Here is a 23,967-nt window from a genome sequence, read left to right on the forward strand (position 1 = left end):
GCGATTCGTAGCCTGCAGAGCTTTTGTTTCGGGACTGGAGCTGGGTGCACCATGACACAGTTCAATACCGATTTGCGGACCAGACTGGTGCGGGTCTATGGTCAGGTGCAGGGTGTAGGTTACCGGCAGGCTTGCATCGACGAGGCCACGGCCCGAGGAATCACGGGTTGGGTGCGCAACCGGATGGACGGTTCGGTCGAAGCCGCGTTGCAAGGCCAAGCTGAAGCACTCGACCGAATTTGCGAGTGGCTGGTTGACGGTACGCATGCAGCTTTGGTGGACCGGCTGGAAGTCCAGGAACTACCGCTACCCGTGGCCAGGTTCGATGAATTCAAGCTCGCCGCGACGCTCTAGTGGATGTCGGAGGGTTGCCGCATCCTTCGGCGCGTTCGAGCACCGGCGACCTACGGCTTGAGTGCGGAAGCCAGAACGCAGCTCATGGGAAGCCGCAGTTCCCCGGTGTCGGTCTGATACGTCTCTACATCGCGTCCGACGGCCCGTTCAATTGACGCGAGCGCGGCCGGCGTCTGCGCGTGTAGCAACGCGGCAACCCGCACGCCGCCACGTAGCAGTGCATGAAAGGGGGTATCGGGCGCACGGAGCGTGAGCGTCAGATCCAACTCCCGCACCTCCGGTTGGACGAACCCGGCATCGAGCAGCACGCGTCGCGATTCCTCCCAGTCGCTGAAGCGAAAGAAGGGTGGTCCCGGCGGGACGGGTACATCGGTCGTGCCGTGCTCTTCGATTGCCTTTAACACGATGCCGAAGCCTACCGCCTTGTTCGGTGTCGCCCATACCGTGAAGGCGATTCTGCCGTTAGGTTGCAGTACACGAAACGCCTCCGCGACTGCGCGCTCGGGGTGCGGAAAATGCAACAGCGCGAAGCTGATGCCCACTGCCGCGAAGCTTTCGTCGGGAAATGGCAAATCCTCCGCGTCGCCGACGCGGAACTCGAGTCCCGGAAAGACGCGTCTCGCCTTGTCGACCATCGCGACCGAGAAATCCACGCCAGCGACATCCGCGCCGCACCGCGTAGCGGCCGCCGCGAGGTAGCCAGGGCCGCACGCGACGTCGAGAAAACGCGTGCCCCGCCGAACGCACAGGGTCTCGAGCATTGCGTGGTTCGACTGGGCGGTCAAATCGCCGAAATACTCATGATAGGCCTGCGCGACCCGCTCCCAACCTTCGTGCTCGAAGGTGCTGAAGTCGAGTTGTCCCATGCTCACCCCCACCGGTTTTACACGTTGGCAACTTGTAGCGCAGGCCTATGTTCCGCGCAAACCGTGTCTCTGCCTATCGGGGAAACAATCCAGGCCGGCGACAGAAAACGCGCACCAATGTGTGGTGCGGTGCACAACCATCGTGGCCTGAAGCCGCCGCGTTTTCGTGCGCGTCGGCGCCGGCTCACGCGTCCCAACGACCCAACGCGGCTGCTTACTCTCTGGCACGTTGCATGTCAGCGCCAGGTCGCGAAGCGCCTCACTTGCGCTAGACTGGCTCGAGCAACCGGAAGGAGACCTGGATGATACGCAAGACGCTCAATGCCTCGCAGCTTCAGCAGGAGGTCAACCGGCGAATCCATCGACTGCAGGAAATCGTCGAGGATGGCGTGAAGATTCGCGTGCCGCGGCCGCAGTTGCAGGAGGCCGACAAGACAGGCTGCAACTGGAACATGACCCACTTCGGCAACGCCATCGGCTTCGAGCGCGACATCGAGGGCGTACTCAAGGCCGTGCGAGCGGAATACAACCTCAGTACCGAAGTGAAGGACACGGGCAACCCGTTTGGGGACTAGTCGCGAAAGACGTCGATGGCCTGTTCGTTCTTGATGGCATGGGCACTAACGGTGCGCTTATCCGTGATGTCTGGAATGGCGGCTGCGCGTGCGCATGTTAGAAACCGGAATGGCAACTGAAGCTTCCGGCAACTTACGGTAGCGCAATCGCCCGGTTCGACGCGATAAGGTCGCGGGCGTTGTCGCAGCGGCGACGTTCGAAGAAGGACCGCTACATGAAAAGCAGCCTTGTAGCGCTCGTGTTGGCCGGGTGCGCGCTCGGCGTATCGGTGACGGCGCAGGCGCAATCGGCTGGCGGCGATGGCGGCAATCGGCCGCCCCCGCCGTGTTTCGATCATCCGCCGGGACCTCCGCCATCGGACTCGGGTCATCCACCGCCGCCTCCGCCACCGCGCGACGGCGACGGCAATCAACCGCCGAAAGGGCCGCCGCCCGATTGCGGCCGGCCGCCGAACTGAGCGACGCAAGCATCGGAGCGCGTGGTTACAACCAGCGCGGGTCGCGCGTGAACGCGACCGTCAGCCAGCGGTCCGGGCCCGATTCGCCGATCGCGCGCGAGATCCTGTCGCGGATCTGATCGAGCTGGCGGACGCCGGCGTGCTCCATCGCCTCGGGCAACACGATATGCACCTCGACGAACAGGCCGCGGCCGACGCGCGTCGCATAGTGCGAGTGCTTGACGAAGCCGTAGTCGGCGGTCAGCTGTTGCATCAGGTCGCGCAACTCGCGCTCCAGATCCGGCGGCGTGATCAGCAACACTTCCTTGACCGCGCCGATCACGGTGCCGATCGGCATCGGGATCAGGACGAGCGTCAGCAGCGCAAGTACGCCGGGGTCGATGTACGGCGTCAGGTGGCCGTACCCGATTCGTTCGAGCAGCCACGCAATCGAAAACGCCAGCAGCAGCGCCGAGCTGATGCATGCCGACATCAGCCAGCTCTTAATGTCGAGCCCGATCAGTTCGGAGTCGATCGCGCGATTCACGCGCCTCTCGCGCAAAAACATGACGAAGCAGAACGCGGCTACCACCACGGCATAGAAGACGCCCCAACCGAATTCGAGCTCGTGGCCGCCGTCGAGCAGGCCTTTGACCGCGTTGATGAAGGCGTAAAAGCACAGCACCGACAGCAGGCTGCCGTTGAACACCAGCACGAGCGGCTCGATGTGCCAGAAGCCGTGCTGGAAGCGTCGACTGCTCTCCTGTTGAAGCAGGCGGGTGACGAGCAGCGACAGGCTGCACATCGCGGCGTCCAGCGCGGAGAACATGCCGTCGAAGATGATCGCCAGCGAGCCGCTCAGAATCCCGACCGCGATGCCGAGTCCGGCGATCATCACGGTGCAAAGTAGCGATTGTTTGAGGATGCGCTGTTCGAGGTCCGTTGCTTTCATGGTACGAGTGCTCGCCCGTGGCTGAATGACGTTCAGGGGAGAGGGGAGTATATCGGGCGTGAATGGCCGGAAATATCACGGCACGGCTTTTCGATGCGGCTCGACATTGCAACGCGCTGTCGACAGGCAACGGAGACGTTCGAGGCTTTGACGTGTTCAGATCACTTCCTTCAACTGCCGCACGATCGCCGCGGTCACACTCATCTTTCCATGCTGCGTGCGCTCCAGCATTCCCACGTCGCGCCGCACGCCAGCTTCGGGCAGCGGCACGACCCGCAATGCGTCGTCGCGGGTCCATGAGGAGCGGCGCAGCAGCGGCACCACCGCAACGCCGATCCCCTGGCGTACGAGCTCGGCGATCCCTTCCAGCGAATTGAGTTCGAGAAACTCGTTGACCTTCACGCGCTGCTTGCGCAACGCACGCTCGATGATCACGCCGGTCCGCTGAGTCCGATCGAAGCGCAAAAAGCGCTGCGTGCGCAATAGCTCGACCACCGGCGCTTCAGCGAGGTTGGCATTGGCGAGCAATACGAGCGGCTCCGAATAGACCGGTGTCCATTGCACGCTGGCCGGGCGGCGGCCCGGCGTGTCGATGATCACGGCCGCGTCGATTTCGCCCGAATCGACGCGCGCGGCGAGATCGACCGATTTCGCGGCCGTAATGCGTACGTCGAGACTCGGCCGCGTCATCTTCAGGTGCGCGACGGCTTCGGCCAATGCGCCGACGACCGATTCGACCGCGCCGATCGACACCGGCCCGACGTCTTCTTCGAGGCCGCCCGCCATCACGCGCATTGCCTCGTACACGGCGAGCAGTTGCTGCGCGTGCGGCAGCAGGCTTTTGCCCATCGCATTGAGCATGACCTTGCGGCCGCTGCGATCGAACAGCTCGTGTTTGAACTCGGCTTCGAGCGCGCGCATCTGCATGCTGACCGCCGACTGCGTGAGCGCCATCTGCTCGGCGGCAATCGCGAACGAGCCGTGACGCGCGACAGCGGCGAAGGTGCGGAGGAAACGGATCGTACTCAAACGGGCCTCGTCGTGGGTGTGGACAAAAGATCGGAAAATAAGCTTTGAAGCGGCCTGAAGACCTCCAATCGTCGACGCTGCTTCACAACACGCTGCATCCACACTGGAAAGCCTGGTTGACATGATTCATGAGCAGATCGAGGCGATCGTCGGCATTGAGTTCGATCAGTCGTTGATGGCGATTGACGCCGCCGTGCGTGCGCAAGGCGTTGCCCTGACCAGTGCGATCCTGGTGGAAGCCGAGCTTGCTGCGGGTTCGCTTGTGGAACCGTTTGGCAAAGCGTTGCCGCTGTCCGAGGGATACTATCTCGTTCACTCCGATGCGGACGAGCTTCAAAATTACCTATGGCTATCGTCATGACGACGACGCCAGTCCTTTAATGGCTCACGGTCTGGGCGATTCAGTGTTCTGCATTCGCTCAGATGGCGCAGGGGCGGGGTCCAAATCATTGGGGCGGATTCCCGTCTGGTTGCCATGCTGAATCGCCTCGCCATAAGTCGCCCCTGCCAGCCATCTGGCAGGTAGCAAAATACATGAGGCAACGACCACGGTCGGGTAACAAATATCCTGAGTCAATGCGCCGGACAAGATAATTGTCGCCGCCCATTCGCGCTCGTTTGCGCTATTTGCACCACAACCCGTTCGAGCTGCGCTCCAACTTATTTAAGCGTTTTTGTTTCATTTGACGAAAAATTCACAAGTAAAACGAAGTGTGAATTCGGATCAGCTCTCGCCTCCCGGCCCTGGCTGGCCCGGCATTGCCTCGACGAGACGAATGCCGCGGCTCTCGCACAGGCTTCGCAATTGCGGGGAACGCAGGCAATCGGTCACGAAGGTGTCAACCTGCCCGATATGGGCAATGCGTACTGGCGCATTGCGGTTTAGCTTGGTGCTGTCGGCGACCAGAATGACGTTGCGCGCGTTCTCGATGATGGCCTGAGCCACCTGGACCTCCCGCAGGTCGTAATCGAGAAGCGTGCCCTCTTCGTCGATCGCCGATGCGCCAATGATGGCGAAATCGGCCTTGAACTGGCGGATCAGGTCGATCGCAGTGGAGCCGACCACCGCTCCATCGCTCTTGCGCACCGCGCCGCCGGCAACGACTACCTCAATCCCCGGAAACTTATAGAGCTGCATCGCCACGTTCAAATTGTTCGTGATGACGAGCAGACCTTCGTGCTCGGAAAGCGCAGCCGCCACCTCTTCGGTGGTGGTGCCAATGTTGATGACGAGCGAACAGTTGTTCGGGATATGGGCGGCCGCGGCGACGCCGATAGCACGTTTTTCCTCGGCGGCGACGTAGCGGCGGGCCTCGTAGGCCAGGTTCTCAACCCCCGAGGCGATGATTGCCCCGCCATGTACGCGGCTGAGGACGCGCCCGTCGCACAGCTCGCCGAGATCTTTGCGAATGGTCTGCGCGGACACGTCGAAGCGTCGCGCCAGATCGTCTACGAGCACCCTCCCGGCGGATCTCGCGACGCTGACAATTTCCTTTTGTCTCTGAGTCAAGTCCAGCATGCAGCTCCCTACGTTCACATTTCCGAATGACCGGCCCAAGTGCACAAGCACCAAAGCAAACGATGCAAAGACACTTCGGCGGGCTTGTCACATCGAGTGTATCGCAGGCCGGATGATTGCGAATCCATGTATTGCGCGCGATCTATGTTTCGAATAGACTTAAAACCGAAACAAATACGAAATTCACTTTCTGCCAGAAAGTTACCCCCTGCGAAAGGAGACAAAGTGATGAAACTCAAGGCCTTTTTCTGCGCCGTGCTGACTGCAAGCGCTTTGCTGTCGAGCGGTGCCTCGTTCGCGGCCGATACCGAACTTCTACCCCCATCGCTTCTCGCACCGGGGTCCACGGAGATGGTGCCGGCTGGCAAGTTCAAGAAGGCCGGGCCCTGGGTGATCGGCTTCTCCTGGCCCGGCGTGGGTAACACCTGGATCGTCCAGGCGATCAAGGAAGCCCAATTCGCCGCAAGCAAAGATCCGAACATCAAGGATCTGCGCATCGTCGAGGCGAACTGGCAACCGGCCAAGCAGGTCGCCGACATCGAAGACCTGATGGCGCGCAAGGTCGACGCACTGGTGATCCTGCCGATCAATCCCGAACTGGTCAAAGCGCAGATCGCTGAAGCCAGGGCCAAGGGGATTCCGGTGATCGTCTACTCCGCCAGGGGAACCACTGTGGATTCCACCGTTCTGTTTAGCGCCGGCGGCGAATACTTCGGCCGCGTGGGCGGCGAATTCCTCAAGGACCAACTTAAGGGCAAAGGCACGGTCTGGGCCTTCCGCGGCGTGGCCGGCAGTTCCGACGACACCGCGCGCTACAACGGTTTCCGTAAAGCCATCGACGGCACGGGCATCAAGATCGGCGCGGAAGTGTACGGCGAGTGGAACTACGTCAAATCCAAGCAGCTGTGCGAGAACCTGCTCGAGTCGGGCCGCCCGGTGGACGGCATCTGGTTTTCAGGCGCAGAGATGACGCGCGCCTGTGTCGACGTATTCAAGGAACTCGGCAAGCCGCTCGTGCCGATGACCGGCGAGGGCAACAACGGCTATCTGCGGATCTGGAAGGCGCACGGCCTCAAGAGCGTGGGCGCCGTATTCACACCCGGGCTCGGGGTTGGCATGGTGCGGGCGGCGACGGCTCTGCTGTCGGGCCAGTCGCTCTACACGGTCTACGACTCCGACCCGAAACCGATCACGACTACCAACCTCGACCAGTACTACCGGCCGGACCTCAACGACGCGTTCTGGGTGCCTTCGACGCTACCGGCAGATGTGATCAAGACAACCTTCAAGCGCTAAGGTGGCAACGATGCTGAAATCGCTTGCCGCCGGCGCACCGGCACCAACGAGCCCGTCTGGCCAGACCGTGGTCGAGTTCGTCGACGTCCAGAAGCACTTCGGCCAGATCGCCGCGCTGTCCGGCGTCTCGTTCGCGGGCCACGCGGGTTCTGTTCACGCCGTCACGGGTGAGAACGGGGCGGGAAAATCCACCCTGATGAAGATGCTCGCGGGGGTCCATGCACCGGACGCGGGCGAGATCCGCCTCGGCGGTTCGCCGATGCGGGTGACGAGCGCCCTCGAAGCACGTGCCGCCGGCATTGCGACCGTCTTCCAGGAACTGACGCTGCTGCCGAATCTGACCATCGCGCAGAACCTGTTTCTGGGCCGCGAACCGCGGCGCCTCGGGTTCGTCGACGGCGCAGCCATGCGACGGATGGCGCGCGAAGCGCTGGACCGGGTCGGACTGGACCTTTCCGTCGATCTGCCCTGTGGCGACCTCACCATCGGCGAGCAGCATATGGTCGAGATCGCCAAGGGCGCGCAAGCTCAGTCGCGCGTCATCATCTACGATGAGCCGACAGCCGCGATCGACGCCGAAAGCGTGAGGAAGCTCGTCCAGTTGATCGCGCAGCAGAAGGCCTCGGGCAAGCTCATTTTCTACATCAGCCATCGGCTCGAGGAGATCTTCGAGTTGTGCGACACCACAACCGTGCTGAAGGATGGCATGCACGTCTGGACCGGCCCGACAGCCGAGCTGACCCGCGGATCGCTGGTATCGCTGATGGTCGGGCGGGAAGTCGGCCAGATCTATCCACAGCGGCCGGCCGCGAAAGACAGCGCTGCGGCATTGAGCATTGAAGGACTTGTTCCGAAGCACGGCATGCCCGCGGCTTCGTTCGAATTGCGTCGCGGCGAAATCCTGGGGTTGGCCGGCCTCGAAGGCCAGGGGCAGCGCGACATCATCCGCTGCATCGGCGGCCTTCAGGACCCTACCGCCGGGCACGTTGCGCGGCATGAACCGAAGGAGACCTCACAGCCCCCACAGACCTTGCCCGCCGACGTCGTCGCGGTGGTGCGGGCCGGTGTCGGTTTTATCCCCGAGGACCGCAAGACGGAAGGGCTGTACCTGCCGCTTTCGATCGAGGAGAACATCGGGCTGGGGATGCTGCGCCGCTCCGGGCTGGCGATGCGCGCGCGCATCGACAGCAGCCGGCTTGCATCCCTGATCCGCGATATGAATGTGCGTGCCCGCGACGAGCGTCAAGCGGTGTCGTCGCTGTCCGGGGGCAACCAGCAGAAGGTCATGATCGGGCGCTGGCTGGCCTCGGGCATCGATATCCTGTTGATCGAGGAACCCACCCGCGGCGTCGACGTCGGCGCCAAGGCGGAGATCTACCGTCTCCTGCGTGAGTTTGCCGACGCCGGCGGTGCCGTGCTGCTGACGTCAAGCGAACTAACGGAGCATCTCGGGTTGTGCGACCGCCTGCTCGTCGTGCGGCGAGGGGCCATCGTGGCGCAGTTGCCGGCCGCCGAGGCCAGCGAGGAGACCGTGATGCACTACGCCCTTCTGGGCAACGACCAACAGGAGGTTGCGGCATGAAACAAAATCGTCTTCGCACCGTCCGGCGCTCCGGGCTCGGCCCGGTCTCAATCGGACTTCCGATCTTGATGTTCGTCGCGCTGGCGCTCTCGACATCCGATTTCCTCTCGCTGAAAAACATCTCGAACGTCAACAGTCAGATCATCGCCCTGCTGCTGGCTGCGCTGGGTCAGTTGCTCGTGGCGCTGGCAGGCGGAATTGATCTTTCGATCGGTTCGGTCATCAGCCTGGTCAGCGTGATCGTCACGACGGTCGATCCGACGATCGCCATCCCTGCCGTCATCGCCGTTGGCCTGATCGTCGGCCTGGTGAACGGGACCGGCATGGCGGTCTTCGGCGTCCATCCGTTGATCATGACGCTGGCGTCCATGACCTTCGTGCAGGGATTGGCGCTGCTGCTGTCGGGCACCGGCGGCAATGTACCGCCGACGCTGATTTCACTGGTGAATATGAATGTCTTCGGGGTGCCGGGGGCGGTCCTGTGGTTCGTCGCGGCCGTGGCTCTGATCTCGGTCCTGCTCTACAAGACACGCTTCGGCCTTCACCTGTTCGCCGTCGGCGCCAACGCGCAAAGCGCGGCGCTCACCGGCGTTCGCGTGCGCGCGACACAGATCGCCTGCTATGTCCTGTGCTCCCTGTGCGGAGTTGTCGCAGGCCTCTACCTCACGGGACGCGTGGCCTCGGGCGATCCGCAGATGGGGCAATCCTTCGGTCTCGATTCCGTGACAGCCATCGCGCTGGGCGGCGTGCAACTCACCGGCGGCATCGGCAGCGCCGCCGGCGCCGTGGCCGGGACGATCACATTGGGGCTCATCACCAACGGCATGAACCTCCTCGGGGTGTCGCCGTTCTTCTGTACCGCGATCACCGGCATCCTCCTGATCATGGCGGTCAGCTTCCAACGACGCGAGGCTATCGGCGTATGAGCGAGATCTCCACCGCAATTACTTCCGGGCAGCGCCGGCGGGCAAGCGCAATCGTCTCGCGCGTCCTGTCCTATCCGGCAGCCTACATCGGCACCGCCGCCCTGGCCGTCTATGCGCTAGTCGCGCAGCCGAATCTGCTGAATCCGCTCCTGCTGATGCTGATCTTGCGGCAGGCCGCACCGCTAGGCATCGCCGTGCTCGGGCAGTCGATCTGCATCCGCCTGCTGTCGCTGGATCTTTCCTTTGGCGGGGTGGCCATGCTGACGAGCTACGTTCTCACTAGCGGACTCCTGCCCCTGCCCGCGCCCGCGCTGATTACCTTGTGCTTGCTCATGGGCGTGGCGGTCGGGGCGATCAACGCCTTCTTCATCGCCCAGTTGCGCGCCTCGTCCGTCATCGTGACGCTGGCAATGGTGCTGATTCTCGGTGGCGTGGCTACCGCGTTCAGCCAGTTGCGCGCCCCGGGCGATGCGCCGGACCTGCTGGTCGTGATCGGCCAGGCGCGGATAGGCGGAGTGCCGGTGCCGGTGCTGGTCTGGCTGGCGCTGCTGATCCCGCTGGCGGTGTTTCTGCGCACGTCGGTGTTCGGGCGCTATGTCAATGCCATCGGCGCCAGCCCTCGCGCGGCGCTGGCCTCCGGCCTGCCCTACAAGAAGGTCATTTTCGCCGCACACATCGTGTCCAGCGTGTTGGCGGTCGTCAGCGCCTTGCTGATCCTGGGCGTCACGGGCATGGGCAGCCTGGACATAGGCACCGACCTGGCGCTGAATTCGCTCGCCTCGGTCATTCTCGGGGGTGTCACTTTCGGCTCGGGCAAAGGTGGCGTGGTGGGACCGGCCGTCGCGGCCTTCATGCTGATGTTCTGCTTCAATCTCCTGACCAGCCTTGGACTCGGAGAACCCGGCAAGCAGATGGTTCAGGGAGCGATCATCGCCTTGGCCGCGATTATCTACGCCGCCAACGGCGCGAAGCAGAGAGCGTGACGGCTCACAACGCACAGGAGCAAGCCATGGTTGCAGTGTTGAAGGACGCGGAGCCCTTTTCCTCCGCGGGTAATGACATCGGGGTTCTGGTGCTGCACGGATTCACGGGCACCACGCAGAGCATTCGCCATTTGGGCACGGAGCTTCACCGGCAGTTCGGGTTCACAGTCGAAGGGCCGTGCCTGCCTGGCCACGGCACATCGCCGGACGACATGGAAGCCACGACCTATCTTGACTGGCTGGGCCATGTCGAGGACGCGCTTCAGGATCTCTCCAGGCGCACGCGCAAGGTATTCATCACCGGGCTTTCGATGGGCGGCACGCTAACGCTCAACCTCGCAGCACGCTTTCCGCATCTGGTGAGCGGCATTGCGCCGATCGCTGCCGCCGTCGGCCCGTTGTCGGAGGATTTCGCCGCGGTGGTGGCCGATCGCAACGCACCCAGGCGCGTTCCCGGTATCGGCTCGGACATCAAGGCGCCGGGTGTGGAGGAAGTCGCCTACGGGGAAGTACCGGTCGCATGCATGCGCAGCATCATGGTGCTGATCTCGGCGACGCGCGATCTCGTGCACAAGATCACCTGTCCCGCACTGGTGATCCACGGTCGCGACGATCACGTCGTGCCACCGGCGAACGCCTTGAACATCGTGACCCGCATCGGCTCAGACGATGTCCGGCTGTTGTGGCTCAACGAAAGCTACCATGTCGCGACGCTCGATATCGACAAGGATCTCATTGTAGAGAGAGTCGGCCGGTTCTTCGCGGGGTTGGCCTGAGCGCTCGCGCAGCTGCCAATCCCTCTACCGCGCCATGCGCAAGAAGATAACCATAGGAGAGCACAAATGAACGTGCTGGACATGAGCGTTGGCGTAGCCGGCGGTGGTCTGATGGGCTGCGGCATCGCCACCAAGCTTGCTCTCGCCGGCGTGGCGGTGCAGGTCCATGACAACGCGTCCGGGGCGCAGGACCGCGTGCGCGGTACCTGCGCGGCCGTGCTGGCCGAACTGATCGACGCCCAGGCCATCACGCGCGCGCAGGCCGACGCTGCCGAGGCCTGCATCCACTTCGCGCCAAGCCTGAATGCGCTGGCCGGCACCAGTCTGGTGATCGAAGCCATCGTCGAGTCGCTGCCCGCCAAGCAGGCTCTCTATGCCGAACTGGAGCGCTGCGTGCCGGCCTCCACGTGCATCGCCAGCAGCACTAGCGGTTTCATGCCCACGTTGCTGGGCGAGCGCATGCAGCGGCCGCAGCGCTTCCTGGTGGCGCATTTCTGGAATCCGCCGCACCTGATTCCGCTAGTGGAAGTCGTGCCCGGCCCGTACACCGAGCCCGAAGTACTGCACGACACAGTCGAATGCCTGCGCCAGGCCGGCTGCGAACCAGTGCTGCTAGCCAAGGCGCTGCCCGGTTTCATCGGCAACCGCATCCAGTTCGCGGTGCTTCGCGAAGCCCTGCATTTACTGCGCGAGGGCGTGGCCGATGCGGACACGATCGACCGGGTGATGGTGCACTCGCTGGGGCGGCGCTACCGTTGGTTTGGCCCGCTGACGGGCGCCGATGCAGGCGGGCTGCACACCTTTCTGCAGATCTCCGAGCACCTCATGCCGGAGCTGGCCAAGGACGAAGAGGTACTGGACCTGCTGCGCGCGCACGTCGAGCGCGGCGAGAAAGGGCGCAGCACCGGGCGCGGCATCCACGAATGGGACACCGGGCGCGAGGCGCAGTACCTGAAGGCACGCCGCCGCATGCTGGACTAGATGCTGATATGACTTTCGTGTGAACGCCTCCTTTTTTTGCCGGGCGTTGTCAGGTTGCGAGACGCGTCGGATGGCTGTGGCGCAAAAAGGGAGGCCGATGGGTTAGGCTCCAGGTCTTGACGCGCGCAGGACAAACAGATGGGTCAGCCGAGGAACATCGAGAGGCTGTTCAAAGGTCGGCATTTCGTTCGCGAAGTCATCGTCTTATGCGTGCGTTGGTACCTCCGTTACAAGCTCAGTTTTCGGGACCTCGTTCAAATAACGGCCGAGTGCGGGCTGTCGTTGGCGCACATCACGATCATGCGCTGGGTCAAACGCTTAACGCTGGAGTTCCTCAAGCGCTGGGATCGGTTTGCGAACTCCGCTGGTCGTTCATGGAGAGTCGACGAGACGAACGTGAAAGTCCGTGGCAAATGAGTCTGTCTTTACCGTGCAGACCCTGCGGGAAAGACGGTCGACTTCCGGCTTAGCGCCAGGCAGGATGTCTCTTCGGCCGAGGCATTCTTCGCGAAAGCGATCAGGAGTCAAGGGCTTGCTCCGAAGACAATCACACTGGACGGTCAAGCTACATCTCATCGGGCGGTGCGCGAAATGGGAGGTCGCCGTCACGCGGCGGGCATCGGGCGACAGGCAAGTGCAAGGGTTGAGAGTTTGACGTGTTCAGATCACTTCCTTCAACTGCCGCACGATCGCCGCGGTCACACTCATCTTTCCATGCTGCGCGCGCTCCAGCATTCCGACGTCGCGCCGCACGCCAGCTTCGGGCAGCGGCACGACCCGCAATGCGTCGTCGCGGGTCCATGAGGAGCGGCGCAGCAGCGGCACCACCGCAACGCCGATCCCCTGGCGTACGAGCTCGGCGATCCCTTCCAGCGAATTGAGTTCGAGAAACTCGTTGACCTTCACGCGCTGCTTGCGCAACGCACGCTCGATGATCACGCCGGTCCGCTGAGTCCGATCGAAGCGCAAAAAGCGCTGCGTGCGCAATAGCTCGACCACCGGCGCTTCAGCGAGGTTGGCATTGGCGAGCAATACGAGCGGCTCCGAATAGACCGGTGTCCATTGCACGCTGGCCGGGCGGCGGCCCGGCGTGCCGATGATCACGGCCGCGTCGATTTCGCCCGAATCGACGCGCGCGGCGAGATCGACCGATTTCGCGGCCGTAATGCGCACGTCGAGACTCGGCCGCGTCATCTTCGGGTGCGCGACGGCTTCGGCCAATGCGCCGACGACCGATTCGACCGCGCCGATCGACACCGGCCCGACGTCTTCTTCAAGGCCGCCCGCCATCACGCGCATCGCCTCGTACACGGCGAGCAGTTGCTGCGCGTGCGGCAGCAGGCTTTTGCCCATCGCATTGAGCATGACCTTGCGGCCGCTGCGATCGAACAGCTACGGCAAACCGAAGCGGTGAGCCTCATCAGCTGTCACGCCATACGTGACAAGCGATCCGGGATTCCTGAGCGCGATTCGTGGCTGGAGAAAGGCGCCGCGATCCTGTTGTTCGGGGAGCCGGTTTGCGCATGCGCCAAACATGACGATGACAGCGTCAGGTCTGTCCAACTGAGCGCGAGTCTAGAGAAAGCCGGCGCATAGCCTGCAACCGCCGCCGAGCGAAAGTATTCAAAACAAATTCCAGGACAGACGCAGCCATATCAGATTTCTACAACGTCAAAGTCAAGACCTGATCCTTGATTTTTTTGGATACGAAGTTCATGGTCCCATTTACCCACTCCGGGATATTTTCTGGCGCTGGAATTTTGAGATCCCGCAGGGTCTTGTTGGCTGGCCTGCCATGGCTGTACTTATATTGATTGGCACGAATGCCGGAAGCTTAGTAAATCAATTCGTCAATCTTCACTTATATGCATGTTTGCGAACTTCCGCCAAAGCGTGCCGAATCTGCCGCGAGCCGGTTAGCTTCAGTCCAGCGGAAGTCAGTCGGCGAGTGGCCCGCGCGAGGTCTCCCGGCTCGCGAGCATGGCTATCAAAGCGACGCCTGCCGCGCCTACCATGTACCACGCCGGGGCCAACTTGCTGCCGGTCGTGTGGATCAACCAGGTGGCAACGAATGGCGCCGTGCCTCCGAACAGCGCATTCGCCGCATTGAAGCAGAACGCAAAACCGCTATAGCGCACACGGGTCGGAAAGATCTCCGACAGGAAGCAGGGCAGGGTGCCGTCGTTCATCGTCAGCAGCGCGCCGAACGCGATCTGGATCATCACAATCGTTGCGAAGCCGGCGCCGGCGAGACCCTTGAACAGCGGTACCGTCAGCACGGCAAACAGGATCGAGGCGCCGATCAACATCGTTTTGCGGCCAACGCGGTCCGACAATGCCCCCATGATGAAGATGAAGCCGATATAGGCAGCAAGGGAGATCGTGGCCGCAATGAAGGAGGCTGTTTCACCCATGCCCATCTCTGTAGACAGGTAGGTGGGCATGTAGCTCAGCACCAGATAGAACGCCACCGCGTTAAGACACGTCACGCCAAACGCGATCAGCATCTTGCCACGATGTACGCTCAGCAGCTCCGTGACCGGTGCGCGTGCCACGTGGTGGGAGGTCTCGAGCGCCTTGAACTTCGGCGTATCTTCGAGGCGCACGCGGATGTAGCGGCCAATCAGCCCGAACGGCGCAGCGAGCAGGAACGGCAGCCGCCAGCCGAACGATTCAATCTGGTCGTTGGTCAAGACCCCGTGCAGTACCGCCACGAAGATCGAACCGAACAGAAGGCCTGCGGCGGTACTGGCCGGGACGATGCTCGTGTAGAAGCCGCGCTTGCCTTGCGGCGCATATTCGGCGAGGAATGCGGACGCGCCCGCATATTCACCGGAAGCCGAGAAGCCCTGAACGATGCGGACCAACAACAGCAAAATCGGCGCAGCGATGCCGACCTGCGCATAGGTTGGCAGGAATGCGATCACGAAGGTCGAAGCCGACATGATCAGGATCGACAGCGAGAGCGCTGTCCGGCGACCGATCTTGTCCCCAAAGTGTCCCCAGACAATGCCGCCAATAGGCCGCACGATGAACGAGATCGCAAATACCGCATAAGCGGCGAGCAGACCCGTCGCCGCGTTGGTCTTGGGAAAAAATACGACCGCGATGATCGTCGCCAGATAGCCGTAGGACGCGTAGTCGAACCACTCGACAAAATTGCCGATGAAGCTCGCCAGCGCCGCGCGCTTAAGCAGGCGCCCGTCTGGTGCTGTGCTCGCCCGATCATGGTCCGACGAGAGCGCCACGCCGGGCTGCGAGGTGATGGCGGCCATGGCTGACTGCGCTGAAACCGCTTTCCTGGTACTCATTTGTCGTCTCCAAACATGAATGAATCGTGAGATTGCTGCGTTTCTGATGGCGGCTCTTGCGGCTGCACGTTCGATGCGTCCGTTGCGTGGCGAGACGCCGGGTCCGTTCCTTTTAGAGGCCGGTGTATACAGGGAAGCGGGCGCACAGTTTCGCGACGTGTTCGCGAACCCGCTGCTCGATATGCTCGTCACCCAGGTTGTCGAGCACGTCGCAAATGAGCTCGGCGGTCAGCGCAGCATCGGCCTCGGCGAAACCACGGGTCGTGATGGCGGGTGTGCCGATACGGATACCGCTGGTCACGAACGGTGACTGCGGGTCGTTCGGCACCGCGTTCTTGTTGACGGTGATGTGTGCACGGCCCAATGCGGCATCCGCGTCCTTGCCGGTGATGCCCTTCGCGATCAGGCTGACCAGGAAGAGGTGATCGTCGGTACCGCCGGACACCACGTCGTAGCCCCGCTCGTTGAATACGGTGACCATCGCGCGCGCGTTCGCGAGGGTCTGTTTCTGGTACCCGACGAAGCCGGAGCCGAGCGCTTCCCTGAATGCGACCGCTTTCGCCGCAATCACGTGCATCAGGGGACCACCCTGAGTGCCCGGGAAAACCATCGCGTTCAGCTTCTTTTCGATCTCCGCATTGGCTTTGGCCAGAATCAGCCCCCCGCGCGGGCCGCGCAAGGTCTTGTGGGTGGTCGTCGTGACGATGTCGGCAAACGGCACGGGATTCGGATAGATCCCGGCTGCGACGAGTCCGGCGACGTGCGCCATGTCAACGAACAGATAAGCGCCGACGCGCTCCGCAATCGCGCGAAAGCGGGCGAAATCGAGAACGCGCGAGTACGCCGAGAACCCGGCGACGATCATCTTCGGTCGATGCTCGAGCGCGAGGCGCTCCACCTCGTCGTAATCGATCAGGCCGGTCTTCGTATCGACGCCATACTGGACCGCGTTGTAGAGCTTGCCGGAGAACGACACCTTCGCGCCGTGCGTGAGATGCCCACCGTGCGCAAGGCTCATCCCGAGAATCGTGTCGCCGGGCGAGAGGAGCGCCAGATAGACTGCGGCGTTCGCCTGCGAGCCGCTGTGCGGCTGCACATTTGCATAGTCGGCTGCGAACAGTTGCTTCGCCCGCGCGATCGCCAGGGACTCGACTACGTCGACGTGCTCGCAGCCGCCGTAATAGCGCTTGCCCGGATAGCCTTCGGCGTATTTGTTGGTGAGCACCGAGCCTTGCGCTTCAAGTACACGCGGACTGGCGTAGTTTTCCGATGCGATCAGCTCGATGTGATCTTCCTGGCGCTGACGCTCGCCACGCATCGCGTCGTACAGATCCGGATCGAACCCGGCAATCGTTTGTTCTGTTGAAAACATTGAAACGTCTCCTGCCACATCATGGGAACCCTGCGGCCGTGGCCGCAGGCTATTTGAACGCAGGCGGGTCAGACCTTGATGATGTTGTGCTCCGGACCGTACCGGAAACCCGTGATGTTGGTCGCGTCCTTCTCGCCCACCACCAGGATGTCATGCTCGCGGTAGCCGCCCGCGCCGGGCAGGCCTTGCGGCAGCATGATCATCGGCTCCATCGACACCACCATGTTCGGTTCCAGTACCGTGTCGATGTCTTCGCGCAGTTCCAGCCCGGCTTCCCGGCCGTAGTAGTGCGACAGCACGCCGAACGAATGACCGTAGCCGAACGTGCGGTACTGCAGCAGGCCATACTCGGCGTAGATCTTGTTGAGTTCGTGGGCGATATCGCTACAACGGGCACCGGGCTTGATCAGTTTCAGCCCCGCCTCGTGCACCTCGACGTTGACCTTCCAGAGACGCAGGTGCTCGTCCGGGCAGTGGTCGAAGAACATCGTGCGTTCGAGCGCCGTGTAGTAGCCGGCGATCATCGAAAAGCAGTTCAGGCTCAGGATGTCGCCCTTCTGTACCTTGCGCGTCGTCACCGGATTGTGTGCGCCGTCGGTGTTGATGCCCGACTGGAACCAGGTCCACGTATCCATCAGTTCGGAATCAGGAAAGCGGCGTGCAATTTCGCGCACCATCGCCTGGGTCGACGCGAGCGCGACTTCGTGCTCGGGCACACCTTCATGAACGGCGGCCGCGAGTGCGGCGCCACCCACGTCGCAAACATTGGCGCCGTGCTTGATGACTTCGATTTCCTCGGCCGACTTGATCATGCGCATGCGCATCGTCTGGGCGCTGATGTCGACAAATTCGACGGACGGCAGCGCCACCTTCAGCTTCGCGAGCACCTCGACCGGCAACTGGTCGAACTCGACGCCAACGCGCCCCTTGTTGTCGATCTCGCCCTGTACGGCGCGGAAGAAATTGTCGCGTTGCCAGTCGGTGTAGACCACGTTGTAGTCGCCGACTGTGCGACGCCACGGCTGGCCGCCGTCGATGTTCGCCGAGATCGATACCACCTTCTTCGGTGTGACCACGAGCCCGTATTTGCGGCCAAACGAGCAATACAGGAAGTCCGCGTAGTAGTTGATGTTGTGATACGACGTGAACAGCACGGCGTCGATGTTCTCGTGCGCCATCAGCTCGCGCAGTTTTCCCTGGCGGTTAGCGTACTCGGCGTCTGAAAAGGTGTGCTTCACCTTTTCGCCGTTTTCGATCCGGATCAGACTCTCCAGTTTCATGCGCTCGCTCCTTGGTGAAAAAGGTCGGTTGGTGTGAGCGAATGGTAGGAGTTCAGTGATTTATAAAATTTCCAGATCCGACGAAACAGTTTCCCGTTTCGACATTGAGGGTTTACGCCGGTGAGCGCGTTTGCAGGCCCGAGGCGTCGATGAACGGGCTATCGGATAACAGGGGGAGACAGGTTTGCGGAACGCTCACGGCGTGCTTCTGGCGAGCAGGAGACCGTGATCCGCAAGCGCGTCGCGAGCACGTCCTACAACGCGTTCTGATAACGGCGGCGATCGACGCTCGGGGCGATCTGGAACTGCGCCTTGTAGCGCGTGGCGAAGTGCGTCATCGACGTGAAGCCGGTACGCGCGCAGACCTCTTCCAGAGGCAGGGAGGTGCGATACAGCAACTGACGCGCACGTAGCAGGCGGATCTCCAGATAAGCCTGCGCTGGCGTCTTGCCGAGACGCTCATGAAACCAGCGCTCAAGTTGCCTTTGCGAAACGCGCAGATATGACGCAATCTCGGCGACGGTAAGTGTCTCTTCGACGTTGCTTTCCATGACCTGCAGCGCTTCGTCGAGCTTCGCGTGTTCGGCGCCCATGTACTGGCGCAGCGAGGTGCGTTGGCGCTGCTCGTGACTGCGCCGTTCGGCGATGAGCAGTTCGAGCACGCGCGCCGCAAGCGAGCGGCTGCCGGGCGGCATGCCAAGAAGATGCACCATCAGGTCCAGCGGCGCGACGCCACCACTGCAGGTATAACGGTCGCGATCGACCTCGTACAGGTGATTCGACACCGTCAACCTGGGAAACTGTTCCATCAGCACGTCCTGATCTTCCCAGTGAATCGTGCATCGGTAGCCGTTCAGCAGGCCGGCGCGCGCGAGAAAGTAGCTGCCGGTATCGAGCCCGCCAAGCGCCGTCCCGCGGCGGGCAAGCAGGCGCAACCAGTCGAGCACCGCGCCGATGCCCCTGCGCGGAATCGGATTGGGACCAACGACAAACACTGCGCCCAACGAACCGCTATCGGCCATCGTTGCATCGGGCAGCACGCGGATGCCGTCGCTCGACTGGACAAAGTCTGCGCCGGTCGCGATCAGCTGATAGTCATAGACGCGCCGACCGACGACCATGTTTGCGATCCGCAGCGGATCGACAGCCGCAGCCAGCGCGATCAGCGAGAAATCGTGGAGCAGAAGAAAGCCATACTTCGTCACGCGCAGATCGTGCAGTCCGTCAGGCCGTTCGTCTTCAGGTCTACTGCGATTCGTTGGCACGTTTGGATTCTCGAAGGGAGAAGGCGCTGGGTCCGATTACGCCTGTCATCATATCCGCGCCGGCACTGGTGCGCTGCGACTTGCGCAGGTCTATCGGCTACTCGTTTTGGGCTTGTTGCGCGACGTCGCAGGGGGCATTTTCCGGGACATCAGCCTGCCCTGTTCATCGGAATTCCCGTCGGATGCGGATTGGCGTCGCTCGTATCTTCAGGCAGCAGATTGCCGTCGCCGAGGCTCTCATCGGCGCGAGCAGTCTCCGGGAATCGCTCGGGATAGAGATGCCGCTGCGCGACGCTCGCGTCGAACGTGCGAGACCACTTCGCGATAACCACGGTCGCCAGACTGTTGCCGATGGTGTTGCAGGTCGCGATGGCCATCGACATGAAACGATAGACCCCGAAAATTATCGCCACGCCTTCGACCGGCAAGATGCCGGTCGACGTGACGGTCGCCGCGAATACCACGAACGAGCCGCCCGAAACCGTGGCCGCGCCTTTCGAGGTCAGCAGCATCAGCAACAACAGTCCGATCTGGTGCTCGAGCGTGATGGGAACGCCATACGCATGCGCGATGAACATGGCACCCATGGACATGAACAGCGATGTGCCGTCGAGGTTGAATGCGTAACCGGTAGGCAGCACCAGACCGACGGTCTGCTTCGCGCAGCCGAGCCGCTCGAGTTTGATCAGCAGACGTGGCAATGCACTTTCCGACGACGCCGTGCCGAGCACGATGAAGACTTCGTCCTTGATGTAGCGCAGGAACCGCCACAAACTGATTCTGGCCAGTTTCGCGATGATGCCCATCACGACCACGATGAACAGGACCACCACGGCATAGAAGCTGAACACAAGCTGCGCCAGCGCGATCAGCACCTCGGTGCCGTTGCTTCCCACGGAGTAAGCCACCGCGCCCAGGGTGCCGAGCGGCGCAAGTTTCATGACAAGGTTGATGAATGAGAACAGGACCTCGGAGATCAGATCGAGACCCTCGGTGATTCGCACGCGGCGGCGCGCGGGGATCGCCAGAATGCCGATGCCGACCATCACCGCGAGCACGACCACCTGCAGCAATTCGCCCTTGACGAACGCACCGATGAAATTGTCGGGCACCAGATGCATGATGAACTCGGTGAAGCCCTGCGGTGCAGCTTTCGCCGCCGTTGCCGGCAGCGCGCCGACCGTTACCGCGCTCATGCCTTTGCCGATCTGCAGCACGTTGCCGGCGAACAGGCCCACCATCAGTGCGATGGTGGAGACGACTTCGAAGTAGACGATCGAACGCCAGCCGACGCGGCCCGCGCTTCGAACGTCGCCCGCCGACGCAATGCCGTGAACGAAATCGTCGCCAGCGGCAAGCTGGCGAGAACATTGAAGTGCGCCGATGGGACGCGCTGGCTGCGCGTGTCGAGCTTGCGGATCGACGGCGACAGACAGAGTCCGCCGATCGGCTGGACCGATGTGTATATCGATCCCGCTTACACCGACATCCCGGACGCGGCCCGGGCGCAACCGGACACGTTGATCAGTTCGTTGATCGAAGCACGTTACGGGCGCTGCATCGCCGAGATCCAGCAGGACGTGAACGGTGCATTGATATCGAATGAAATGGCAAACAGGCTGAAAGTGGAGGTGGGTGCGGCGGCGCTTGAAATCGTGCGCCGATATCTCGACTCAGCGGGCGAGACGTTCGAGGTATCGATCAGTGTTCATCCGGCGGCGCGATTCTCGGTGTCAATGCGACTGAAGCGCTCGGATGCGTGATCCGCGATCGTCCTCGTGACGGAGTGGAGACGTACCCCCCGTGACGCTGGGTACGGTAGCGCACGACTAGTATCGAGGACGAGCCGCGACGGTGGTTCGGTGCCGGCCGCTACATCCAGTTCGACCGGCAGGCGAAGAGATTCACCGAGACGGGGATTTTGGTTCACCGTCGCAACGCTCTTCCAGCCAGACCACGCATTTCACATGCATTGGTCTTTACTCGACGATGCCGACCAGACCGTCAATCTCCTTCTGGACACGCATCTGAGCCTCCTGTGCAGCGGCATCGAGTGTGTTGGCAACGAGCGGGAGCATCAGCCCGGAACCCTTGAATTCAGCTTCGAAAAGCACCCATGCTGCGTACGCGCAAACACCTGAAGCCTTTTGCACGAGGTTGATCGTTATGTCGTATGTCCTTCGCTTGCCGTACTTGCGGGTGTATTGAAAACGGCTTAACAGTGGTTTGTGCATCACGTTTCCGTAGCTGCTTCTGAATTGACCGATTGCAGGAGTCGCGGTGAAGGCAGTCGTTCACTGCCTTAGGGACGTCTGCCGGATCCCGCGATACGGCGTTAGCTATTTGCTGCATTGTTCAAAGTCGATGATCTGCCGAACGGGGAGCGAGGTATCGGTACGCCATCCACAAACGCGCAAGCACAGCGCACAGCAAACTCGTATGCACACGTCCGGCTTGCAAACTGACCAAGATCACCCAATGAGGTAGATTCGCCGTCCTTCTTCAAGATGCAGGCGCGGGCCACGAACGTGTTGCCGCACCTTATCGTTGACGCTTGAATCGCTGCGCCATGATGAAATAGAAGCATCGAATGCTCTCCGATCGCAGGGCATGAAAGCTCATTGTAATGTGAGCATTTGCACCCGTGGCGACTGTTACCATTCCACATAAAGCGCTTAAGTGTGACGACTGGATTTGCCCCGTACCTCCGGACACCGCCTCACACTTGAGTTGATGAATCGGCCCTGCGCCGGATCTCGCGGTGATCGAACAGACATCGATATTGGCCGATATCCGTCCGTCGTGGCTTAGATACGAAAGCATTTCCAATCGGATGTCGAGGCGATGCTGTCGCGCCTCGCGAACGTGACGCGAAATGTGTTCGCGGTCAACGTCGATGCGGTGATCGCTTTGGTCTTGCTGAAGATGCTGTGGGCGCGCCATCGAACCGGAGACTTCTCGACCGAGGCGCTCGAAACCGAGGCCTTCACCGTGTTCCTGTACGGCCGGATGATTGGCTGCGCGGCGGAGATCGACGACCACCTGAATCGCGGCCGCAATCTCGACACGCGCACACCGCAGTCGAACGTGCGATTCGTCGCGTGAGCGCCAACGGCCATCCATACGATTGATCGATCAGATCAGGAGCCGGGCTGCCTTCGAGCGCTTCATCCGGATGCAGCACCGGCTTTCGCACGCCGAGGAGACACTTCGTGCAAATTACTTCAGACACGTCGCGGCAGGTACCCCCGCCGCAACCCGAATCAAGCTGCGCTTCTGGCCCGATGGCTGGTGGAAGCTGATGGAATACCGGATCGGAATCATTTCGCTGCCGGTCTACGTGATCCTGCTCGCGTTGATCGCGGGATTCGCGATCACGGGCAAGGTACCCGGCGAGATCTCGATGGCGATCGCCGTGCTGGCCTTCTTCGGCTTCACCTGCGCGGAGATTGGCAAGCGTTTGCCGACCGTGCGCAATATCGGCGCTGCCGCTGCTGTTTGCGATCGGTGTCGCGATGACGCCGTGGGACATAGGTTTTGATAATGGAGCTGACATCTCTCAATCATATTTCTCGATTTTTCAGTTCATTTATATCAAGTGACGTTTTTTGAGCTTATTGCAAATTTCCTCGAGTCTATTGGGCAGAAACACGACCAGGTGGAGAGAGCGACGACAACGCGCGTCGCGACACATCAAATTTCTTGAAGCGAATAACAAGAAATTTTAGCTTTCCTTGATTTAAGCGGCTATGGACAATGAGGTCAAAAGAACAGGCGATATAGCGAGCGAGCCCATCGCCACGAACATGGAGACAGGAATGGATGTATCGGTTCACCAACGCGAGTCCGACGCGATACCTCTCAGCACCCCCACAACGAAGACCTTCGACGCGCGCGTGATCGTCGTCGCCACCATCGGCAATGCGCTCGAATGGTTCGACTTCACGGTCTTCTCGTTCTTCGCCGCGATCATCGCGAAGCAGTTCTTCCCGAGCGACAACGCGACCGCGTCGCTGCTAGCCGCATGGACGACATTCGGGGTCGGCTTTTTGACGCGGCCGCTCGGCGGCATCGTTCTCGGTAATTACGCGGATCGGCACGGCCGGAAGTCCGCGCTCGTCGTGACGATTTCGTTGATGGCGGTGGGCGTGGGCATCATCGCTTTGGCGCCCACTTATGCGCAGATCGGCATCTTTGCGCCGGTCCTGATGCTGATCGGACGCTTCTTGCAGGGTTTTTCCGCCGGTGGCGAAGTGGGCAGCGCGACCGCGTTTCTCGTCGAACATGCGCCGGTGGAGCGGCGCGGCGTGTACGGCAGCTTCCAGATGATCAGCCAGGCCTGCAGCATGTTGCTCGGCGCGTATGCGGTCCACAAACGACGCCGCTCAGAGGTACTCTGAGGCGTAAATGGTGTGGTATGGAGAAGGGTCAGCGGAGATCGGCGGGCATCTTCCATGGCAACA

The 23,967-nt window shown here is 61.8% G+C and carries 21 protein-coding genes and 4 pseudogenes; 14 read left to right on the plus strand and 11 right to left on the minus strand.

The window, feature by feature from the left end; all coding sequences use genetic code 11:
- Window positions 1-51: 51 nt before the first annotated feature.
- Window positions 52-354 (plus strand): acylphosphatase, encoded by a 303-nt coding sequence (locus EVC45_RS11345; RefSeq protein ID WP_129958083.1) that lies wholly within the window; start codon window positions 52-54, stop codon window positions 352-354.
- Window positions 355-404: 50 nt separating this feature from the next.
- Here EVC45_RS11345 and EVC45_RS11350 read toward each other — a convergent pair whose 3' ends face one another.
- Window positions 405-1,220, minus strand: coding sequence for a class I SAM-dependent methyltransferase (locus tag EVC45_RS11350; RefSeq protein ID WP_129958084.1), 816 nt, complete (start codon window positions 1,218-1,220; stop codon window positions 405-407).
- A 302-nt stretch (window positions 1,221-1,522) separates the two neighbouring features.
- Here EVC45_RS11350 and EVC45_RS11355 point away from each other — a divergent pair, with 302 nt between their 5' ends.
- Complete coding sequence (locus EVC45_RS11355) at window positions 1,523-1,795, plus strand: hypothetical protein (RefSeq protein WP_129958085.1); 273 nt, start codon at window positions 1,523-1,525, stop codon at window positions 1,793-1,795.
- 483 nt (window positions 1,796-2,278) lie between these two features.
- Here EVC45_RS11355 and EVC45_RS11360 read toward each other — a convergent pair whose 3' ends face one another.
- Both EVC45_RS11360 and EVC45_RS11365 read right to left on the minus strand, forming a co-directional pair.
- Window positions 2,279-3,184 carry a cation diffusion facilitator family transporter gene (locus EVC45_RS11360; protein WP_129958086.1) on the minus strand — a complete coding sequence of 302 codons (906 nt, stop codon included), beginning with the start codon at window positions 3,182-3,184 and terminating at the stop codon, window positions 2,279-2,281.
- Between the two features lie 156 nt (window positions 3,185-3,340).
- Window positions 3,341-4,213, minus strand: coding sequence for a LysR family transcriptional regulator (locus tag EVC45_RS11365; RefSeq protein ID WP_129958087.1), 873 nt, complete (start codon window positions 4,211-4,213; stop codon window positions 3,341-3,343).
- Window positions 4,214-4,334: 121 nt separating this feature from the next.
- Between EVC45_RS11365 and EVC45_RS11370 the strand changes: the two genes are divergently transcribed.
- Window positions 4,335-4,574, plus strand: a complete 240-nt coding sequence (locus EVC45_RS11370) for a hypothetical protein (protein WP_248295093.1) — start codon at window positions 4,335-4,337, stop codon at window positions 4,572-4,574.
- A 363-nt stretch (window positions 4,575-4,937) separates the two neighbouring features.
- Here EVC45_RS11370 and EVC45_RS11375 read toward each other — a convergent pair whose 3' ends face one another.
- Complete coding sequence (locus EVC45_RS11375; protein ID WP_129958088.1) at window positions 4,938-5,732, minus strand: DeoR/GlpR family DNA-binding transcription regulator; 795 nt, start codon at window positions 5,730-5,732, stop codon at window positions 4,938-4,940.
- A gap of 228 nt (window positions 5,733-5,960) precedes the next feature.
- Between EVC45_RS11375 and EVC45_RS11380 the strand changes: the two genes are divergently transcribed.
- From EVC45_RS11380 to EVC45_RS11410, 7 genes and pseudogenes are all read left to right on the plus strand, one after another.
- A complete protein-coding gene (locus EVC45_RS11380; RefSeq protein ID WP_168991446.1) occupies window positions 5,961-7,028 on the plus strand; it encodes an ABC transporter substrate-binding protein in 1,068 nt (355 codons plus the stop codon).
- Window positions 7,029-7,038: 10 nt separating this feature from the next.
- Complete coding sequence (locus EVC45_RS11385; protein WP_129958090.1) at window positions 7,039-8,610, plus strand: sugar ABC transporter ATP-binding protein; 1,572 nt, start codon at window positions 7,039-7,041, stop codon at window positions 8,608-8,610.
- Window positions 8,607-9,536 carry an ABC transporter permease gene (locus EVC45_RS11390; protein ID WP_129958091.1) on the plus strand — a complete coding sequence of 310 codons (930 nt, stop codon included), beginning with the start codon at window positions 8,607-8,609 and terminating at the stop codon, window positions 9,534-9,536. Before EVC45_RS11385 ends, EVC45_RS11390 begins: the two co-directional genes overlap by 4 nt.
- Window positions 9,533-10,519, plus strand: a complete 987-nt coding sequence (locus tag EVC45_RS11395; RefSeq protein WP_129958092.1) for an ABC transporter permease — start codon at window positions 9,533-9,535, stop codon at window positions 10,517-10,519. The genes EVC45_RS11390 and EVC45_RS11395 overlap by 4 nt, the downstream gene beginning before the upstream one ends.
- Before the next feature lie 26 nt (window positions 10,520-10,545).
- Window positions 10,546-11,295 (plus strand): carboxylesterase, encoded by a 750-nt coding sequence (locus EVC45_RS11400; RefSeq protein WP_129958093.1) that lies wholly within the window; start codon window positions 10,546-10,548, stop codon window positions 11,293-11,295.
- A gap of 66 nt (window positions 11,296-11,361) precedes the next feature.
- Window positions 11,362-12,276 (plus strand): 3-hydroxyacyl-CoA dehydrogenase family protein, encoded by a 915-nt coding sequence (locus EVC45_RS11405; protein WP_211193405.1) that lies wholly within the window; start codon window positions 11,362-11,364, stop codon window positions 12,274-12,276.
- Between the two features lie 138 nt (window positions 12,277-12,414).
- Window positions 12,415-12,879, plus strand: a pseudogene (locus EVC45_RS11410) (IS6 family transposase); the annotation flags it as partial.
- A 57-nt stretch (window positions 12,880-12,936) separates the two neighbouring features.
- Here the strand turns inward: EVC45_RS11410 and EVC45_RS11415 are convergent.
- From EVC45_RS11415 to EVC45_RS11440, 6 genes and pseudogenes are all read right to left on the minus strand, one after another.
- A complete protein-coding gene (locus EVC45_RS11415) occupies window positions 12,937-13,641 on the minus strand; it encodes a LysR substrate-binding domain-containing protein (protein WP_248295094.1) in 705 nt (234 codons plus the stop codon).
- Window positions 13,642-14,213: 572 nt separating this feature from the next.
- Window positions 14,214-15,587 (minus strand): MFS transporter, encoded by a 1,374-nt coding sequence (locus tag EVC45_RS11420; RefSeq protein WP_211193407.1) that lies wholly within the window; start codon window positions 15,585-15,587, stop codon window positions 14,214-14,216.
- Between the two features lie 112 nt (window positions 15,588-15,699).
- A complete protein-coding gene (gene glyA, locus EVC45_RS11425) occupies window positions 15,700-16,959 on the minus strand; it encodes a serine hydroxymethyltransferase (RefSeq protein WP_129958094.1) in 1,260 nt (419 codons plus the stop codon).
- Between the two features lie 68 nt (window positions 16,960-17,027).
- Window positions 17,028-18,239 (minus strand): M24 family metallopeptidase, encoded by a 1,212-nt coding sequence (locus tag EVC45_RS11430; protein ID WP_129958095.1) that lies wholly within the window; start codon window positions 18,237-18,239, stop codon window positions 17,028-17,030.
- Window positions 18,240-18,493: 254 nt separating this feature from the next.
- Window positions 18,494-19,504: a GlxA family transcriptional regulator gene (locus EVC45_RS11435; RefSeq protein ID WP_129958096.1), complete on the minus strand. Its 1,011-nt coding sequence runs from the start codon at window positions 19,502-19,504 to the stop codon at window positions 18,494-18,496.
- A 149-nt stretch (window positions 19,505-19,653) separates the two neighbouring features.
- Window positions 19,654-20,841 (minus strand): annotated as a pseudogene (locus EVC45_RS11440) (cation:dicarboxylate symporter family transporter); the annotation flags it as partial.
- A gap of 3 nt (window positions 20,842-20,844) precedes the next feature.
- On the opposite strand from EVC45_RS11440, the gene EVC45_RS11445 reads away from it, so the two are divergent.
- Window positions 20,845-21,267, plus strand: coding sequence for a UTRA domain-containing protein (locus EVC45_RS11445; RefSeq protein WP_248295096.1), 423 nt, complete (start codon window positions 20,845-20,847; stop codon window positions 21,265-21,267).
- Between the two features lie 216 nt (window positions 21,268-21,483).
- On the opposite strand, the gene EVC45_RS11450 is transcribed toward EVC45_RS11445, so the two are convergent.
- A complete protein-coding gene (locus tag EVC45_RS11450) occupies window positions 21,484-21,738 on the minus strand; it encodes a hypothetical protein (protein WP_129958098.1) in 255 nt (84 codons plus the stop codon).
- Window positions 21,739-22,348: 610 nt separating this feature from the next.
- Here EVC45_RS11450 and EVC45_RS11460 point away from each other — a divergent pair.
- From EVC45_RS11460 to EVC45_RS11470, 3 genes and pseudogenes are all read left to right on the plus strand, one after another.
- Window positions 22,349-22,609 carry a hypothetical protein gene (locus EVC45_RS11460; RefSeq protein ID WP_129958100.1) on the plus strand — a complete coding sequence of 87 codons (261 nt, stop codon included), beginning with the start codon at window positions 22,349-22,351 and terminating at the stop codon, window positions 22,607-22,609.
- 157 nt (window positions 22,610-22,766) lie between these two features.
- Window positions 22,767-22,997 (plus strand): annotated as a pseudogene (locus EVC45_RS11465) (2-hydroxycarboxylate transporter family protein); the annotation flags it as partial.
- Between the two features lie 325 nt (window positions 22,998-23,322).
- Window positions 23,323-23,865 (plus strand): annotated as a pseudogene (locus EVC45_RS11470) (MFS transporter); the annotation flags it as partial.
- Between the last annotated feature and the right edge of the window lie 102 nt (window positions 23,866-23,967).

Origin of the sequence: Paraburkholderia sp. UYCP14C (assembly GCF_004197395.1) — a bacterium.
Classification (GTDB): domain Bacteria; phylum Pseudomonadota; class Gammaproteobacteria; order Burkholderiales; family Burkholderiaceae; genus Paraburkholderia.

Excerpts from the sequence above, each read along its gene's own strand:
- EVC45_RS11420 (WP_211193407.1), bottom strand. The coding sequence starts at position 15,587 with ATGAGTACCAGGAAAGCGGTTTCAGCGCAGTCAGCCATGGCCGCCATC.
- EVC45_RS11430 (WP_129958095.1), bottom strand. The coding sequence starts at position 18,239 with ATGAAACTGGAGAGTCTGATCCGGATCGAAAACGGCGAAAAGGTGAAG.
- EVC45_RS11360 (WP_129958086.1), bottom strand. The coding sequence starts at position 3,184 with ATGAAAGCAACGGACCTCGAACAGCGCATCCTCAAACAATCGCTACTT.
- EVC45_RS11355 (WP_129958085.1), top strand. The coding sequence starts at position 1,523 with ATGATACGCAAGACGCTCAATGCCTCGCAGCTTCAGCAGGAGGTCAAC.
- EVC45_RS11375 (WP_129958088.1), bottom strand. The coding sequence starts at position 5,732 with ATGCTGGACTTGACTCAGAGACAAAAGGAAATTGTCAGCGTCGCGAGA.
- EVC45_RS11450 (WP_129958098.1), bottom strand. The coding sequence starts at position 21,738 with ATGCACAAACCACTGTTAAGCCGTTTTCAATACACCCGCAAGTACGGC.
- EVC45_RS11370 (WP_248295093.1), top strand. The coding sequence starts at position 4,335 with ATGATTCATGAGCAGATCGAGGCGATCGTCGGCATTGAGTTCGATCAG.
- EVC45_RS11405 (WP_211193405.1), top strand. The coding sequence starts at position 11,362 with ATGAACGTGCTGGACATGAGCGTTGGCGTAGCCGGCGGTGGTCTGATG.
- EVC45_RS11345 (WP_129958083.1), top strand. The coding sequence starts at position 52 with ATGACACAGTTCAATACCGATTTGCGGACCAGACTGGTGCGGGTCTAT.
- EVC45_RS11380 (WP_168991446.1), top strand. The coding sequence starts at position 5,961 with ATGAAACTCAAGGCCTTTTTCTGCGCCGTGCTGACTGCAAGCGCTTTG.
- EVC45_RS11400 (WP_129958093.1), top strand. The coding sequence starts at position 10,546 with ATGGTTGCAGTGTTGAAGGACGCGGAGCCCTTTTCCTCCGCGGGTAAT.
- EVC45_RS11385 (WP_129958090.1), top strand. The coding sequence starts at position 7,039 with ATGCTGAAATCGCTTGCCGCCGGCGCACCGGCACCAACGAGCCCGTCT.
- EVC45_RS11395 (WP_129958092.1), top strand. The coding sequence starts at position 9,533 with ATGAGCGAGATCTCCACCGCAATTACTTCCGGGCAGCGCCGGCGGGCA.
- EVC45_RS11390 (WP_129958091.1), top strand. The coding sequence starts at position 8,607 with ATGAAACAAAATCGTCTTCGCACCGTCCGGCGCTCCGGGCTCGGCCCG.
- glyA (WP_129958094.1), bottom strand. The coding sequence starts at position 16,959 with ATGTTTTCAACAGAACAAACGATTGCCGGGTTCGATCCGGATCTGTAC.
- EVC45_RS11415 (WP_248295094.1), bottom strand. The coding sequence starts at position 13,641 with ATGCTCAATGCGATGGGCAAAAGCCTGCTGCCGCACGCGCAGCAACTG.
- EVC45_RS11350 (WP_129958084.1), bottom strand. The coding sequence starts at position 1,220 with ATGGGACAACTCGACTTCAGCACCTTCGAGCACGAAGGTTGGGAGCGG.
- EVC45_RS11460 (WP_129958100.1), top strand. The coding sequence starts at position 22,349 with ATGCTGTCGCGCCTCGCGAACGTGACGCGAAATGTGTTCGCGGTCAAC.